We start from the raw sequence: 14,873 nt of genomic DNA on the forward strand, positions 1-14,873 counted from the left end.
CGCGACAGAGCCTCTGCGCCGGTGGGGCAGAGGCAATGCGGCTGATGTCTGATTGGGCGAAGTAGGGCGCGCAGAAAGGGGTTCCGCAAACGGAATTCACCCTGAGATTTGATGCTCTCGCGCGCCTCATCGCGTTTCTTCTCCGACGCCCAAACCTCGGGCGCCCATTCTCGGGCCCACGGCACCGCAAGGCGGGCGGCGGGCTGTTCTTTGGCCCAGGTATGGACCCTATCGGTCTGTTCAGGCGTGCCGGAAGTTGTTTTCCTACAGATGTCTGAAACAGCGAAACTCTCGCGGCCGGGCGTGTCTGATACCCCGAGCCGTTAGCATCACAATAAAGGCAGCGGGGGCGAAATTACAATGGTGAAAATGCCGCTATGCGCGTCTCAGGTGTAATCCGCGCGCTGCAACCCGTACTTTGCCATCTTTTCGTTCAGGGTTCGGCGCGGCAGGCACAATTCATCCATCACCGCCGAGATCGAGCCCTTGTGCCGGCGCATGGTATTGTCGATCAACATCCGCTCGAACGCCTCGACATATTCCTTGAGCGGCTTGCCCTCGGTCGTCATCACCGGCGCCATTTCTTCATGGTCGCTCATCAGCAGCGAGGTGATCGTGCCCTGCCCGCGCCGCGATTGCAGCACCGCGCGTTCCGCCACGTTGATAAGCTGCCGTACGTTGCCCGGCCACGGCGCCTGCAGTAGCTGCGCGGCCTCCTGCGCGCTGACCGTCGGCGCGTCGCAGCCGTATTCCTCGGAGAACTGATCAGCAAAGCGGTTGAACAGCGTCAGCATGTCCTCGCCGCGCGCGCGTAGCGGCGGCAGGGTCATGCGCAACGCGGCCAGCCGGTAAAACAGGTCGGGGCGCAGCGCGTCCTCGCTGGTGCGGCCCTCGTCCTGAAGGTTGGAAATGGCGATGATGCGCGTCTCTGGCGGGGTGCCCTGCTCGTTGATCACGTTCAAAAGCCGCTCTTGCATCGCGTCGCTCAGCGTCTCGATCCCCTCCAGCACCAGCGTACCGCCGCGCGCCTCCTCGATCGCGGGAAGATGGGTGTCGTCCGGTTGCATCGGCCCGAACAGGCGCCGCGCCAGCGCGTCCTCTTCCAGCGCGCCGCAGGATACCAAGACGAACTTGCGCCCCGATCGCGAACCGACCGCATGCAGCGCGTGCGCCACCAGCGTCTTGCCGGTCCCGGTCTCGCCATCGATGAGGACATGACCATCTGCCTGCCCCAGATCGAGGATATCCTCGCGCAGCCGCTCCATCGCGTTGCTCGACCCGATCAGCTTATTCATGATCTGCCCGCCGTGCGACAACTCACGCCTGAGCGCCCGATTGTCCAGCGTGAGGCGCCGCGCCGCGACCGCCTTCTTGGCCAGATCGGTCATCTGGTCTGGGTTGAACGGCTTTTCCAGGAAATCATAGGCGCCCACCCGCATCGCCTCGACCGCCATTGGCACATCGCCGTGCCCGGTGATCATCACCACCGGCAGGGCGCTGTCGTTGCCCATCAGTTTTTTCAGGAACTGCATGCCGTCCATGCCGGGCATGCGAATATCGGTGATGACGATCCCCGGATAGTCCGGCCCCAGAACCTTGAGCGCGTCTTCCGCGCTGGAAAACGCCTCGGTGTCAAAGCCGGACAGCGCCAGCCATTGGCTGATCGATTGCCGCATATCCTGCTCATCGTCGACGATGGCGATTTTCATGACTTTCGACATGGGCTACTCCGCCGCTTGGGTTTCTTCATCATCCGTCAAGATAGGCAGTTGCATTTCAAATACAGCCCCCCCGCCCTCGGCATGGCGCGCAATCAGACGGCCCCCCATGTCGTTGACGATCCCCGAGGAAATGGCAAGCCCCAACCCGACGCCCTCGCCGGGCTTCTTGGTGGTGTAGAACGGCTCGAACAGGGCGTCCAGATCGTCAATTCCGGGGCCATTATCCCGCACGCTAAGCGAGGCGGTCTCGCCTGCCGCGAGGATAATATCGATCTCCGGCTCCTCCTCGCCATGGGTGGCATCCAGTGCGTTGCGCAAGAGGTTGACCAGCACCTGCTCGATGCGCACCCGGTCGCCCATCACCCGCACCGGCTGCGAGGGCAATGCACGGCTGATGCGCACGTTGCGCTGCTTGAGCTGCGGCTCCATCATCGACAGGGATGAAGACAGCGCATCGCCAAGATCCACAGGCTCGAACGCATCTCCGCCCTTGCGCGCATAGGACTTGAGCTGCCGGGTGATCGCACCCATCCGCCCGATCAGATCATCGATGCGCTGGAATGCCGAAAGTGCCTCGTCGGGGCGGTGGCGCTGTAGCAGCAAACGCGCCCCGGCTAGGTAGGTTTTCATCGCCGCCAGCGGCTGGTTCAACTCGTGGCTGACCGCCGCCGACATCTCGCCCAGAACCGCCAGCTTGGAGCTTTGCGCAAGGGTCTGTTCGGCCTCCGCCAGCGTCTCCTGAACCCTCTCACGCTCGGCGATTTCCCGCTGCAGCCGGGCGTTCAATGCGCGAAGCTCCGCCGATTCCCGCTGAAACAGGGCCATGCGCAGCGCGGTCCGGCGCGACAGGAAATAGAACGCCAGCGCCAGCAGCACCGCGAACCCCATGATCTCCAGCGCCAGGAACCCGTTCACCTTTTCGCGCACGCTGTCATAGGTGGTGAAGCTGGCGATGCGCCAGCCCCGGAACGGCAGCCGCGATTCCACGCGCATCACCGCCTCGCCGCCGACATAGGCGTCGGCGGGGTCCGCTGTCCAATCGGCGGTGGCCTGAAGGGCGCGCTGGATCGCGCTTTCGGCGGGCGCGCGGGCCAGCGCGCGTTCCTCCGTCAGACCGCGCCAGCGCGGTTCGGTCGCCAGGACGATCTGACCGGCGCTATCGGCCACCAAAACCGCGTCCGAGATGCCCGACCAGTCCTGCTCGAACTTGCGCAGATCGACCTCGACCAGGATCACGCCCAATAGATCGCCCTGTTCATCGATTCTGCGCGAATAGGTAAAACTGTATCCGTTGCTTTCCCGCTCCCGCACGGTAAACAGCGTGTCCCGCGTGCGCAGCGCATCAACGAAATATGGCTCCGCGCGATGCTGAGAGCCGAGCCTGTTGCGCTCGGTCGCGGCCACCGCGCGCCCGTCCCTGTCCAGCAGCATCAGCGACGCGGCCCCGATCTCTTCCACAAAGGAAAGCAGGCGTTGCGTCGATTGCGAGAAATCCGATGTCGACAGCGCCGCGATCAATTTCGGATCCCGCGCCAGAAGTTGCGGCACGATGGAATTGCGGCGCAGCTCGCTCATCAAGTTGCCGCCATACAGCGCCAGCCGCAGTTCCGCCCGGTTGCGCGTGTCGCTGGTGAACCGTTCGGTCAGAAACCTGTTGGTCACAACCACCGTGACCACCGCCAGGATCAGCAGCAGCCCCAAGGCCAGCCGCGCCCGCCAGCTTACGGTTCGGGTGCGGCCCGGTACTCGCTCGGGTAATGTCATGCGCGCCATTGGTCCTGTCTACGCTTTGCGCGCGCGCCGCTCAAGTCACGCCAGCGCCATTTGGCCGACCACCGAATCAAACAGCGCCGCGCCATCGGTGCCGCCATGCCCCGCATCGGCGGCGCGTTCGGGGTGTGGCATCATGCCCAGCACCCGGCGGTTCTCGCTCAGGATGCCGGCAATGTCGGCCACCGACCCGTTGGGGTTGTCGCAATAGGTAAACGCCACGCGATCCTCGCCCTGCAAGCGCTCGACCACCTCGGGCGCGGCGGTATAGTTGCCGTCATGATGCGCCACGGGGATGTCGATCACCTGCCCCTTCGCGTATCCGGCGGTATAGGGGCTATCGGTGGTTTCGACCCTGAGTTCCGAGTTGTGGCAGATGAACTTGAGCCCCGCGTTGCGCATCAACGCCCCCGGCAGCAGCCCGGTCTCGGTCAGCACCTGGAAGCCGTTGCAAATCCCCAAGACATGCCCGCCGCGTTCGGCATGGGCCACGACCGACCGGCAAATGGGCGAGTTCGCGGCGATCGCCCCGCAGCGCAGGTAGTCGCCGAATGAAAACCCGCCCGGGATGGCAACCATGTCGACCCCCGCAGGCAGTTCGGTGTCCTTGTGCCAGACCATGCTGACCTGTGCCCCCGCCCTTTCAAAGGCGACGCGGAGGTCACGGTCACAGTTGGATCCGGGAAAGACGATGACAGCAGCACGCATCGGCGGCCTCCTTCAGTTCGCAAAATCGGTTATGACGGCCACGCCCGGCGGGGCGGGACCATCGAACAGGGCAAGCTCATCGGCGGCACCCGACAACGCCACCCTCCGCGTGACAAGCGGGCTCAGGTCGACCTGCCCGGCATTGATGAACGATAGCAGATCGGGATAGCGCCAGGCGGGCATGCCGCGGGTGCCATATATCGCCAGTTGCCCGGAATAGACAACATCCATCGGCAGCGTCATCTCGGTATGTGCACCGGCGGGCATGCCCACCTGCACCATGCGCCCCAGCTTGCGCAGGGAGTTCAGCGCGCCGCGCGCCGTCTCGGCCACGCCAAGCGCCTCAAGCGCGACATGCGCTCCGCCTTGGGTGATCTCGCGGATCGCGGCGGCGACATCGCCCGCGCGGGCATCGACCACCGCATCGGCGCCAAGGCTGCGCGCGAACTCCAGCTTCTCTTGCACCACGTCGACCACGACAACCCGCGCGCCCAGCCCTCGCGCCAGCAGCAGCGCCGAGATCCCGACACCGCCGCCCCCGAACACCGCCAGCCATTCACCCGGTCGCAGCGCCGCGCGCCCGGTCAGTGCATGCCACGCCGTCGTCACCCGGCAGCCAAGCGCAGCCGCCAACTCAGGCGCGATGGCATCGGGCAAGGCGGTCAGGTTGGCATCGGCATGGGCCACGGCAACATGATCGGCAAAGGCGCCTTGGGCGGTGAACCCCGGCAGGACCTGGTTGGCGCATGTGGTCTGCTCGCCCGCGGCGCAGGCGGGGCACGCCCCGCACGCCAGGATAAAGGGCGCGATCACTCGGTCCCCCAACCGCCAACGGCGCACCCCGAGGCCGGTTGCCACCACCTCCCCGCAATATTCGTGGCCGGGCACATGCGGCAAGCTGACATCGGGGTCCGATCCCGTCCACACGTGCCAGTCCGAGCGGCATATGCCGCAGGCCAGCACCTTGAGCACGACACCGCCCTCGGGCGGTTCGGGATCGGGCAGATCGACCAGGTCCAGCGGCTGGCGCCAGCCCGACAGCCGCGCCGCTCGCATCAGGTCAACTCGATCGTGTAGCTTTCGATCACCGTGTTGGCCAAAAGCTTTTCGCACATCTCGCGCACCTGCGCCTCGGCGCGGGTCGCGTCAGATTCGGCAAGGTCCAGCTCGATCACCTTACCTTGGCGCACGCCTTCGACCCCGTCAAAGCCTAGCGAGCCGAGCGCGTGGCGCACCGCCTCGCCCTGCGGATCCAAAACGCCGGATTTCAACATCACATGCACGCGTGCTTTCATTTCTTTCTCTCCGCTTTGCCGGTGCGGGTCCTGCCACCTGACACCGACGATTTACCGACGCGATACAGCTCCGGCAGGGGCGCCCCGGATTAGTTGATCAGGGTCGGCTTGACCATCGGCGTGGCGCCGCCCTTGGGCATGACGCCCAGCCGTCGGGCGACCTCGGTATAGGCGTCGGTCAGGTTGCCCAAATCGCGCCGGAACACGTCCTTGTCCAGCTTCTGACCGGTCTCAATGTCCCAAAGACGGCAGGAATCGGGGCTGATCTCGTCGGCTAGGATCAGGCGCTGAAAATCGCCGTCGAAAACGCGGCCCACCTCGATCTTGAAGTCCGCTAGCCGGATGCCAACCCCGAACATCACTCCCGCCAGGAAATCATTGACCCGCAGCGCAAGGCTGAGGATATCGTCCATGTCCTGCTGACTGGCCCAGCCAAAGGCGGCGATATGCTCCTCGCTGACCAGCGGATCGCCAAGCGCGTCGTCCTTGTAGCAATACTCGACGATCGGGCGCGGCAGTTGCGTGCCCTCTTCAAGGCCCAACCGCTTGGCCAGCGATCCCGCGGCATAGTTGCGCACGATGATCTCCAGCGGCACGATTTCGCAGGCCCGCACAAGTTGCTCGCGCATGTTCAGCCGCTTGATGAAATGCGTGGGCACGCCGATATTGCCCAACCCGGTCATGAAAAATTCGGACAAAAGATTATTAAGAACACCCTTGCCCTCGATCACGTCATGCTTTTCGGCGTTGAACGCGGTGGCATCGTCCTTGAAATATTGCACGATCGTTCCCGGCTCGGGCCCTTCATAAAGGGTTTTCGCCTTGCCTTCGTAGATCTTCTTGCGCCGCGCCATGATCACTCCGTCGATTTGCGCGGGGATGAGTCCCCGCGTCTGTCGCGTTCCTATTAGTCCAAGGGCGGCACTCCCGCAAGACGCAGCCCCTTGCACCAAACGCCCCGGCCATGCATATCAGGGATGATATCAATGTCATCCGAGGACCGGACCATGAGCACCTTCGACGAACGCGAGCATGCATTTGAATCAAAATTCGCGCATGACGAGGAAATGAAATTCAAGGCCGGGGCGCGGCGCAACCGGTTGCTGGGGCTCTGGGCTGCGGAACTGATGGGCAAAACCGGGCCCGAGGCCGATGCCTATGCCGCCGAAGTGATCAAGTCCGACTTCGAAGAGGCAGGCCACGAAGACGTGGTGCGCAAGGTCTCCGCCGATCTGGGCGGCCGCGCCACGGAAGACGAGATTCGCGCCAAGATGGACGAGCTGCTTGTCGTCGCCAAGGGCCAGCTCCTGAAAGAGCACTGAACGCGAGGGCCGCGCCCCCGCCGCGCCGGCTGGCAGGTGGGGGCACGGCGCCATTCACTGGTTCGCGCCCTCCAACGACAAAAGGGCGCCCATACCCAGACCCCACCCGTCCGACCCATACCCGTCAGGATTAACCATGACAGATGCCCTCTCCCGCCTGCTTGAAACCCGCGACTGGCTGATGGCCGACGGGGCGACCGGGACCAACCTGTTCAACATGGGGCTGCAATCGGGCGACGCGCCCGAACTGTGGAACGAGGCGCACCCGGACAGGATTCGCACGCTCTACAAATCGGCCGTGGACGCGGGCAGCGACATCTTCCTGACCAATTCCTTTGGCGGTAACGCAAGCCGCCTGAAGCTGCACGGCGCGGAAAAGCGCGCGCATGAGCTATCGCGCATCAGTGCCGAACTGGGCCGCGACGTGGCCGACACTGCCGGGCGCACCGTCGTGGTCGCGGGGTCGGTCGGCCCCACCGGCGACATATTCGAACCCTTGGGCCCCCTGACCCATTCGCTGGCCGTCGAGATGTTCCACGAACAGGCGGAGGGCCTCAAGGACGGGGGCGCCGATGTGCTGTGGCTTGAGACGATTTCCGCCCCGGAGGAATACCGCGCCGCCGCCGAGGCGTTCGGCCTGGCCGGGATGCCGTGGTGCGGCACCATGAGCTTTGACACCGCCGGGCGCACCATGATGGGCGTGACCAGCGCCGACATGGTCGCGATGGTCGAAGGCCTGGACAACCCGCCGCTGGCCTTTGGGGCTAATTGCGGGACCGGCGCATCGGACCTGCTGCGTACGGTGCTGGGCTTTGTCGCGCAAGGCTCGGAGCGCCCCATCATCGCCAAGGGTAACGCCGGCATACCCAAGTACCACGAGGGGCATATTCACTACGATGGCACGCCCGCGCTGATGGCCGACTACGCGGTGATGGCGCGAGATTGCGGCGCCACCATCATCGGCGGTTGCTGCGGCACCATGCCCGAGCATCTTGAGCAGATGCGCGAGGCGCTGGAGACACGCCCACGCGGCCCGCGCCCGACGCTGGACCAGATCACCGATACGCTTGGCGGGTTTTCGTCCGCCAACGACGGCACCGGCGATGATGGGAACGCCCCTGCCCCGCGCCGGTCGTCACGGCGCAGGCGCGGCTGAACGGCACCAACTCTCTTTCAGTTCATGGAAAATTTACCCTGCGTGAGCAGCATTTGTCGCCATAAGTCGGTTGCGGATGCATGCATGTCGCAATCCGAACAGTGCGAATGCGACAAAATGGCCAAAGCAGAACACAGGTAAAGCCGCGCGCAGACGCGCCCAACTCAAGGGATATCCCCATGTCGGATGACGAAGACGAGCTGATTCTTTCCGAACTGGACGACGACGAACTCGTTCAACAGATGTTCGATGACCTTTACGACGGTCTCAAGGAAGAGATCGAAGAGGGCGTGAACATCCTGCTCGAACGGGGCTGGGCGCCGTACAGGATCCTGACCGAAGCCCTGGTGGGCGGCATGACGGTCGTAGGCAAGGATTTCCGCGACGGCATCCTGTTCGTCCCCGAGGTGCTGCTGGCTGCCAACGCCATGAAGGGCGGGATGTTCATCCTCAAGCCGCTTCTGGCCGAAACCGGCGCGCCGCGTATGGGCAAGATGGTGATCGGCACGGTCAAGGGCGACATTCACGACATCGGCAAGAACCTCGTGTCGATGATGATGGAAGGCGCCGGTTTCGAGGTGGTCGATATCGGCATCAACAACCCGGTCGAGAATTACCTCGAAGCGCTGGAAACCGAACAGCCCGATATCCTGGGCATGTCGGCGCTGCTGACCACCACGATGCCCTACATGAAGGTCGTCATCGACACGATGGTGGAAAAGGGCCTGCGCGATGACTATGTTGTTCTTGTCGGCGGCGCGCCGCTGAACGAGGAGTTTGGCAGGGCGATCGGCGCCGATGGCTATTGCCGCGACGCGGCCGTCGCGGTGGAAATGGCCAAGGACTACGTCTCGCGCAAGCACAATCAGGGCGTCGCGACCGGCACCTGACCCGCGATCATTCGGGCGGAATGGCGCGGCGCCCCGCCCGGATGACGATTTGAGGCCCCATGACCCTGCCCAGCGACAGCACCCTGACATCCCAAGGCCTGCCCCCTGCCCGGCATGGCCGTATCCTGGTGGTGGCATGCGGGGCCTTGGCGCGCGAGATCATCGACCTCAAGGCCGCAAACGGCTGGTCCCATATCGACCTGGCCTGCCTGCCGGCGATCTTGCACAATCACCCCGAACGCATCCCCCCCGCCGTGCGCGAGATGATCACCCGACACCGCGACGATTATGACACAATTTTCGTGGCTTACGCCGATTGCGGCACCGGCGGGATGCTGGCCGCCACCTGCGACGATCTGGGCGTCGAAATGATCCAGGGCCCGCATTGCTACAGCTTCCTTGAGGGCAACGCGACCTTTGCCGCGCATGACGAGGCGACGGCGTTTTACCTGACCGATTTCCTGGTGCGCCAGTTCGATGCCTTCGTGATCAAGCCCCTGGGACTGGACCGGCACCCGGAACTGCGGGACATGTATTTCGGCAATTACGAAAAGCTTGTCTACCAAGCCCAGACGGACGATCCCGCCCTGACCGAGAAGGCGCGCCGCTGCGCGGAGCGGCTGGGGCTGCGGTTCGAGCGGCGCCAGACCGGGTATGGCGATCTGGAAAAAACGCTAAGCGCGGTGGCAACGCGCGGGTGATCAACACCTTCGCAAGACCGCGCGCAAACGTACGGTCGAGGCATTGAGACGTACGCCCGTCAGGCGGCCTGCGCAGCGACCGACCTGATCCGCTCGACCATGGCGCTCAACCCGTTCGAGCGCTGCGCCGACAGATGCTCATGAAGGTCCAACCGCGACAGTTCCGCCGGCGCATCGACCTTGGGCACTTCGTCCACGGGCACGCCGTTATATAGCGCGCGCAGCACCGCGATCAGGCCGCTCACGATCATCGCGTCGCTTGCGCCGTCAAACCGGAATGTGCCCGCCTCAATCGTCGGATGCAGCCAGACCTGGCTGGCGCAGCCCTCGACCTTGGTCGCAGGCACACGCAGCGCGGGATCGAGGGGCTCCATCTCCTTGCCCTTCTCGATCACGTAGCGATAGCGATCTTCCCAATCGTCCAGAAACTCGAAATCCTCGACGATATCCTCGAATGCCTGCGTTGCCATCTACGGCCCTTTCTTTTCCTTCCCCCGAGGTAGGCGTCCTGCGCCCAAAGGTCCAGCCCTGCCCCTTGCGTCTTTGGCCATCCGGCGTGATAAGAAGGGACCAAGGCGCAAAGGGGGGCGATCGCCATGCGGAAAACATTCACGCTACTTGTCGTTGCGGCACTGACGCTGTCGGCCTGTGGCAGCGTGCGCGATTCGCGCCTGAACCCGTTCAACTGGTTCGGGCAGAGCCGATCGGAAAGCATCGAGCGCGCGGGCAATGCCAACCCCCTGATCCCGCAGCGAAGCGCGCTAAGCAAACCGCGCAACCGGGCGCCACTGCCCGGCCCACTGGTTCAGCGGATCACGGCCTTGGAAGTAGACCGCACGCCCGGCGGCGCGGTGATCCGAGCCGAAGGGCTTGCCGCCGCCAGCGGTGCGTTCGACGTGGTCCTGGTACCCAGCGAGACAGAGCAAGCCGCGACCAAATCGTTCGAGTTGCGTGCCAAGGTGCCATCGCGCGCGCCACGCGGCGGCCCCGAGGCAGCGCGCAAGGTCATCGCCGCCGCCTCTGTCACCAATCAGCAGCTATCGGGTGTGCGCACCATTCGCGTGATCGGCTTGGAAAACATGCGCAGCGCGCGGCGCTAAAGCGCGGCATGCTTGGGGTTGGTGGTGCCGGGTACCGACGCTACGCGGACGGCCCGGGAGCCGCGCAATGGTGCCAGGCCTCAACGACCGCGACAGGTCATCCCCGTCCCTGCCGAAACTAGCGCCAAAACGCACCGCTTCAGGTTTCGATCACGCGCACCGATGCGCCTTTGGCCGTCAGGGCGATCTTGCCGTCGCACAGGCGTAGCGCGTCCTGGCCGAACACCTCCTTGCGCCAGCCGTGCAAGGCGGGCACATCGCGCAACCCCGCCGCGATGGCATCCAGATCGGCCGCCGGCGCGATCAGCTTGGCCGCGACGCCGGACCTTTCCGATTTTGCCTTGAGCAGCACCCGCAGCAGATCCGACAGCGCCGGGTTGACCTGCAGCTTGTCGCGCCCCATGTCGGGCTTTGGCATGTCCTCGGGCGGGCAATCCAGCCCCGTCTTGACGGCGGACAGGATGCCCTCGGCGATCTCGCCCTTACGGGCATCGCGCAGCAACAGCCGCGAGCGGGCCAGATCGGCCATGCTGGTGGGTTTGGTCGAGGCCAGCTCGACCAGCGCATCATCCTTGTACACGCGCGAGCGCGGCACGTTGCGCTTCTGCGCGTAACTCTCGCGGAACCGCGCCAATTCCCGCACCACGGCCAGGAACCGCCCCGAATTGGTGCGCGTCTTGACGCGCTTCCAAGCATCCTCGGGGTGGGTCACGTATGTCTCGGGGTCGGTCAGAACCTTCAGTTCCTCGGCCACCCATTTCTCGCGCCCCGCGCGGGACAGTTGATCGGCGAGAAACTCGTAAATCACCCGCAGGTGCGTCACATCGGCCAATGCATAGGTTTTCTGCGCCTCGCTCAGCGGGCGGCGCGACCAATCGGTAAAGCGCGAAGATTTGTCGAGGTTCGCCTTGGCGATCTTGCGCACCAGCGTCTCGTAGCCCGCCTGCTCGCCAAAGCCGCAAACCATCGCGGCGACCTGCGTGTCGAACAAGGGCTTTGGAATGACCCCCGCCTCGACCTGGAAAATCTCGATATCCTGCCGCGCGGCGTGAAACACCTTGACCACCGATGTATCGCGAAACAGATCGTAAAGCGGCTCCAGCGACATCCCCTCGGCCAGCGGATCAACGAGCACCGCGTTTTCGTCGTCCTCGCCCGGCATCGCCAATTGCACGAGGCACAGCTTGGAATAATAGGTGCGCTCACGCATGAATTCGGTATCCACGGTGACGTAATCGCATGCGCTGGCCGCCGTGCAGAACTCGGCCAGTTGTTGAGTGGTGTTGAGTGTCTTCATGAATGCCGCTGTCGGTTGGTTAAGAATGCGCGCCGGTGGCGGCGGTTGGCCCCTGTTTATGCCAGCGCCGCGCAAATTGAAAGCGCCGCCCGCGCGCGGTGGCTCAGTCCAGCATAAGCGGCTGCCGCTCGCCTTCGGCAAAGCGCCGCAGCACCGCGGGATACAGGCGATGCTCTTGCTCCAGCACCCGCGCGGCCAGGGATTGCGGCGTGTCATCCGCGCGGATCGGCACGCGCGCCTGACCCAGGATCGGGCCATCATCCAGCGCCGGTGTGACAAGGTGCACGGTGCAACCCGCCTCGGTATCACCGGCCGCGATGGCGCGCGCATGGGTGTCCAGACCGCGATATTTCGGCAGCAACGAGGGATGGATATTGAGCATCCGCCCCTCCCAGCGGGACACGAACTCAGCGCCCAGAACGCGCATGAACCCGGCCAGGCAAATGATGTCCGGCGCCGCGCGCTCCAACTCCGCCAATAGCGCCGCTTCGAACGACGCGCGGTCGCGGCCATAGGCGCGATGATCCACCGCCGCAGTTTCGATGCCCATCTCGCGCGCCACGTCCAACCCGGCGGCGGCGGGATCATTCGAGGCCACCAGCACCGGGCGCGCGGGATGATCGCCGGTCATGCTCTGGGCCAGCTTGATCATGTTGGACCCACCGCCCGAAATCAGGATGGCAACGCGTTTGGTCACGTAAGCGACCCGCCGTAGACAACCGCATCGCCGCGGGTGACGTGGCCCATGTGGCACACGGTTTCGCCCGCCGCGCTCAGCGCTTCCTCGATCGCGTCGGCGCGCTCGGGCGCGACCACCAGCACCATGCCGATACCGCAGTTGAAGGTCTTGAGCATTTCGGCCTGCCTCATCCCACCCGTGTCCGACAGCCAACCGAACACGCCCGGCATCCGCCAACTTTCCAGGTCAACACCCGCGGTCAACCCCTCGGGCAGCACACGCGGCAGGTTTTCCGTCAGCCCGCCGCCGGTAATATGCGCAAGCGCATGCACGCCGCCCACGCCGATGGCCTCCAACGCGGGGCGTACATATAGCCGCGTCGGCGCCAGAAGCGCCGCGCCAAGGCTTCGCCCCTCGTCCCACGGGCAAGGCGCGTCCCAGCCAAGGCCGGACACCTCGACCAGCTTGCGCACAAGGCTGTAGCCGTTGGAATGCACGCCGTCGCTGGCCAGACCCAGCATGACATCGCCCTCGGCCACCCCGTCGGGTAGGCCGCCGTCGCGTTCCATCGCGCCCACGGCAAACCCGGCCAGGTCGAAATCGCCCGCCTCGTACATGCCCGGCATCTCGGCCGTCTCGCCCCCGATCAAGGCCGCGCCCGATTGCTCACACCCGGCGGCGATCCCTTCGATGATGCGCGCGGCGCTGTCTGTATCCAGTTTGCCAGTGGCAAAATAATCAAGGAAAAATAGCGGCTCCGCCCCCTGGCAAACCAAGTCGTTAACGCACATTGCCACCAGGTCGATGCCGATCGTGTCAACGTTGCCGGTGTCGATCGCGATCCGCAGCTTGGTGCCCACGCCATCGGTCGCCGCCACCAGCACCGGGTCGATATAGCCCGCCGCCTTGAGATCGAACAGCGCGCCAAAGCCGCCCAGCCCCGCCATCACGCCCGGCCGCGCGGTGCGCTTTGCCGCCGGTTTGATCCGTTCCACCAACGCGTTGCCCGCATCGATATCGACACCCGCCTGCGCGTAGGTGACCCCGTTCCTGCCTTCCGTCATCGCATCGTCCTTTCGGCCTTTGCACGCGAGTTAGCCGATTGCACCGCGCGAGGCAATCGCCAAAGGCTTGACGCGGGCCACCCGTCTGCTAGCAAACGTCACAAGGTCGGGCCTGTAGCTCAATTGGTTAGAGCAGAGCGCTCATAACGCTTTGGTTGGGGGTTCGAGTCCCTCCGGGCCTACCAAAACACCGCAATATCAGTGTGTTATATATTTCTTGGGGACAAGTTGCGCGTATTTCGTATCAATGACTTGCGGCATTTCTGTCCCCATGATTTCGCCACAACTAAAAGTACCGAACAGCCGAAAACGGAAGTAAGCGATGTGGCGATCACACGGTGGGGGCCTATTTCCAGGGCAGGAGTTCTTCGATCTGGAATTGTTTGTGGCCGTTGATGATGGCTTTGAGAGTGTCGGTTAGCTAAGCGTGGGGAGACACACGCGAAAGTTGGTGATGCCCTGAGGGGCGGCATATCATGGCGGTGTCGAGTCGCCGTCAATTCTCTGCTGAGAAAAGGATATGCCACATGTCAGAGACTACCATTACCCAATTGTCCGATCCATCGGGTTTTTTTGTCTGCGATGCCGAACAACAGGATCGCAGCGCCATGACAGTAGGGGTTCGCGGTTCTATCCGATCCGTTCGGCGTGTTTTCGTAACCGCAGCCATCCCTCGGGGGCCAAAAATGCTTGATCCGGGAGCCTCGTCAGGCAATGCTGCCGTCAAACGGCAGGCCATTTGGGAAATGTCGTATCAAACGAATATACCTGCTTGGTGAGTGCGTTAATGCTGATTTTTATGGATAAAGAGACTCTGTTGCACAAATTGGTTGAAGGCCAGACGCCCCCTTTCCCCAGACAGACTCATCCTACGGGCTCAGTTATGGGTATGCCGAGCGCGGTATAGCCGTTCATGACGAGGATGCGGACTTGGACTTCCGCAACCTGACGATCGAAGTCCCGCGCCATGAGGCGCTGGCCCAGCATTTTCACGCAGTGCATTTTGGTCTCGACGCGGCTTCGGCGGTGGTATCCACTCCAGTTTCGCCAGATCGCGCGGCCGAGGTATTTCGAAGCTCGCAGGGCCTCGTTTCTGGCCATTGCACCCGCGGTGACGGTCTTCCACGGCTTGGCGTTTTTGCGAGGCGGGATGACGGCATGTGCACCACG

General features: G+C 63.9%; 17 protein-coding genes and 1 tRNA gene. 7 read left to right on the plus strand and 11 right to left on the minus strand.

The window, feature by feature from the left end; translation table 11 throughout:
- Positions 1–386: 386 nt before the first annotated feature.
- The 6 genes from G568_RS0115095 to purC form a co-directional block, all read right to left on the minus strand.
- Positions 387–1,721 (minus strand): sigma-54-dependent transcriptional regulator, encoded by a 1,335-nt coding sequence (locus tag G568_RS0115095; protein WP_026758808.1) that lies wholly within the window; start codon positions 1,719–1,721, stop codon positions 387–389.
- Between the two features lie 3 nt (positions 1,722–1,724).
- Complete coding sequence (locus G568_RS0115100) at positions 1,725–3,485, minus strand: sensor histidine kinase (RefSeq protein WP_026758809.1); 1,761 nt, start codon at positions 3,483–3,485, stop codon at positions 1,725–1,727.
- 45 nt (positions 3,486–3,530) lie between these two features.
- Complete coding sequence (purQ, locus tag G568_RS0115105; RefSeq protein WP_026758810.1) at positions 3,531–4,199, minus strand: phosphoribosylformylglycinamidine synthase subunit PurQ; 669 nt, start codon at positions 4,197–4,199, stop codon at positions 3,531–3,533.
- Between the two features lie 12 nt (positions 4,200–4,211).
- A complete protein-coding gene (locus G568_RS0115110; protein ID WP_026758811.1) occupies positions 4,212–5,255 on the minus strand; it encodes a zinc-binding dehydrogenase in 1,044 nt (347 codons plus the stop codon).
- Positions 5,255–5,494 carry a phosphoribosylformylglycinamidine synthase subunit PurS gene (purS, locus tag G568_RS0115115; protein WP_026758812.1) on the minus strand — a complete coding sequence of 80 codons (240 nt, stop codon included), beginning with the start codon at positions 5,492–5,494 and terminating at the stop codon, positions 5,255–5,257. The genes G568_RS0115110 and purS overlap by 1 nt, the downstream gene beginning before the upstream one ends.
- Positions 5,495–5,583: 89 nt before the next feature.
- Entirely contained in the window at positions 5,584–6,348 is a 765-nt protein-coding gene (gene purC / locus G568_RS0115120) for a phosphoribosylaminoimidazolesuccinocarboxamide synthase (protein WP_026758813.1), read from the minus strand.
- A 153-nt stretch (positions 6,349–6,501) separates the two neighbouring features.
- Between purC and G568_RS0115130 the strand changes: the two genes are divergently transcribed.
- The 4 genes from G568_RS0115130 to G568_RS0115150 all read left to right on the plus strand — a co-directional run bounded on the left by G568_RS0115130 (position 6,502) and on the right by G568_RS0115150 (position 9,563).
- Positions 6,502–6,816, plus strand: coding sequence for a DUF1476 domain-containing protein (locus G568_RS0115130; protein ID WP_026758814.1), 315 nt, complete (start codon positions 6,502–6,504; stop codon positions 6,814–6,816).
- Positions 6,817–6,952: 136 nt separating this feature from the next.
- Positions 6,953–7,972, plus strand: a complete 1,020-nt coding sequence (bmt, locus tag G568_RS0115140; RefSeq protein WP_026758815.1) for a betaine--homocysteine S-methyltransferase — start codon at positions 6,953–6,955, stop codon at positions 7,970–7,972.
- A gap of 179 nt (positions 7,973–8,151) precedes the next feature.
- Positions 8,152–8,862, plus strand: coding sequence for a corrinoid protein (locus tag G568_RS0115145; RefSeq protein WP_026758816.1), 711 nt, complete (start codon positions 8,152–8,154; stop codon positions 8,860–8,862).
- A gap of 59 nt (positions 8,863–8,921) precedes the next feature.
- Positions 8,922–9,563, plus strand: a complete 642-nt coding sequence (locus tag G568_RS0115150) for a DUF1638 domain-containing protein (protein ID WP_026758817.1) — start codon at positions 8,922–8,924, stop codon at positions 9,561–9,563.
- Positions 9,564–9,622: 59 nt separating this feature from the next.
- Here the strand turns inward: G568_RS0115150 and G568_RS0115155 are convergent, their stop codons facing one another.
- Complete coding sequence (locus tag G568_RS0115155) at positions 9,623–10,033, minus strand: SufE family protein (RefSeq protein WP_026758818.1); 411 nt, start codon at positions 10,031–10,033, stop codon at positions 9,623–9,625.
- A 126-nt stretch (positions 10,034–10,159) separates the two neighbouring features.
- On the opposite strand from G568_RS0115155, the gene G568_RS0115160 reads away from it, so the two are divergent.
- Entirely contained in the window at positions 10,160–10,663 is a 504-nt protein-coding gene (locus G568_RS0115160) for a hypothetical protein (protein WP_026758819.1), read from the plus strand.
- Between the two features lie 139 nt (positions 10,664–10,802).
- On the opposite strand, the gene rnd is transcribed toward G568_RS0115160, so the two are convergent.
- From rnd to purM, 3 genes are all read right to left on the minus strand, one after another.
- A complete protein-coding gene (gene rnd, locus G568_RS0115165; protein ID WP_026758820.1) occupies positions 10,803–11,960 on the minus strand; it encodes a ribonuclease D in 1,158 nt (385 codons plus the stop codon).
- 103 nt (positions 11,961–12,063) lie between these two features.
- Positions 12,064–12,657 carry a phosphoribosylglycinamide formyltransferase gene (purN, locus tag G568_RS0115170; RefSeq protein WP_026758821.1) on the minus strand — a complete coding sequence of 198 codons (594 nt, stop codon included), beginning with the start codon at positions 12,655–12,657 and terminating at the stop codon, positions 12,064–12,066.
- Positions 12,654–13,703, minus strand: coding sequence for a phosphoribosylformylglycinamidine cyclo-ligase (purM, locus tag G568_RS0115175; RefSeq protein WP_026758822.1), 1,050 nt, complete (start codon positions 13,701–13,703; stop codon positions 12,654–12,656). The genes purN and purM overlap by 4 nt, the downstream gene beginning before the upstream one ends.
- Before the next feature lie 108 nt (positions 13,704–13,811).
- Between purM and G568_RS0115180 the strand changes: the two genes are divergently transcribed.
- A tRNA-Ile gene (locus tag G568_RS0115180) sits at positions 13,812–13,888 on the plus strand.
- Between the two features lie 342 nt (positions 13,889–14,230).
- The gene (locus G568_RS20320; protein ID WP_157084427.1) at positions 14,231–14,482 is read left to right on the plus strand and encodes a hypothetical protein; all 252 of its coding nucleotides are present in this window, start codon (positions 14,231–14,233) and stop codon (positions 14,480–14,482) included.
- 85 nt (positions 14,483–14,567) lie between these two features.
- Here the strand turns inward: G568_RS20320 and G568_RS19995 are convergent.
- The coding region (locus G568_RS19995; protein ID WP_026758823.1) for a transposase at positions 14,568–14,873 on the minus strand (306 nt) is incomplete at its 5' end.

It is taken from the genome of Sediminimonas qiaohouensis DSM 21189 (assembly GCF_000423645.1).
In the GTDB taxonomy this organism is placed as follows: Bacteria; Pseudomonadota; Alphaproteobacteria; order Rhodobacterales; family Rhodobacteraceae; genus Sediminimonas; species Sediminimonas qiaohouensis.

What these genes read in the sequence shown, in the direction of transcription:
- G568_RS0115095 (WP_026758808.1), bottom strand. Translation starts at nt 1,721, where the DNA reads ATGTCGAAAGTCATGAAAATCGCCATCGTCGACGATGAGCAGGATATG.
- G568_RS0115100 (WP_026758809.1), bottom strand. Translation starts at nt 3,485, where the DNA reads ATGACATTACCCGAGCGAGTACCGGGCCGCACCCGAACCGTAAGCTGG.
- purQ (WP_026758810.1), bottom strand. Translation starts at nt 4,199, where the DNA reads ATGCGTGCTGCTGTCATCGTCTTTCCCGGATCCAACTGTGACCGTGAC.
- G568_RS0115110 (WP_026758811.1), bottom strand. Translation starts at nt 5,255, where the DNA reads ATGCGAGCGGCGCGGCTGTCGGGCTGGCGCCAGCCGCTGGACCTGGTC.
- purS (WP_026758812.1), bottom strand. Translation starts at nt 5,494, where the DNA reads ATGAAAGCACGCGTGCATGTGATGTTGAAATCCGGCGTTTTGGATCCG.
- purC (WP_026758813.1), bottom strand. Translation starts at nt 6,348, where the DNA reads ATGGCGCGGCGCAAGAAGATCTACGAAGGCAAGGCGAAAACCCTTTAT.
- G568_RS0115130 (WP_026758814.1), top strand. Translation starts at nt 6,502, where the DNA reads ATGAGCACCTTCGACGAACGCGAGCATGCATTTGAATCAAAATTCGCG.
- bmt (WP_026758815.1), top strand. Translation starts at nt 6,953, where the DNA reads ATGACAGATGCCCTCTCCCGCCTGCTTGAAACCCGCGACTGGCTGATG.
- G568_RS0115145 (WP_026758816.1), top strand. Translation starts at nt 8,152, where the DNA reads ATGTCGGATGACGAAGACGAGCTGATTCTTTCCGAACTGGACGACGAC.
- G568_RS0115150 (WP_026758817.1), top strand. Translation starts at nt 8,922, where the DNA reads ATGACCCTGCCCAGCGACAGCACCCTGACATCCCAAGGCCTGCCCCCT.
- G568_RS0115155 (WP_026758818.1), bottom strand. Translation starts at nt 10,033, where the DNA reads ATGGCAACGCAGGCATTCGAGGATATCGTCGAGGATTTCGAGTTTCTG.
- G568_RS0115160 (WP_026758819.1), top strand. Translation starts at nt 10,160, where the DNA reads ATGCGGAAAACATTCACGCTACTTGTCGTTGCGGCACTGACGCTGTCG.
- rnd (WP_026758820.1), bottom strand. Translation starts at nt 11,960, where the DNA reads ATGAAGACACTCAACACCACTCAACAACTGGCCGAGTTCTGCACGGCG.
- purM (WP_026758822.1), bottom strand. Translation starts at nt 13,703, where the DNA reads ATGACGGAAGGCAGGAACGGGGTCACCTACGCGCAGGCGGGTGTCGAT.
- G568_RS20320 (WP_157084427.1), top strand. Translation starts at nt 14,231, where the DNA reads ATGTCAGAGACTACCATTACCCAATTGTCCGATCCATCGGGTTTTTTT.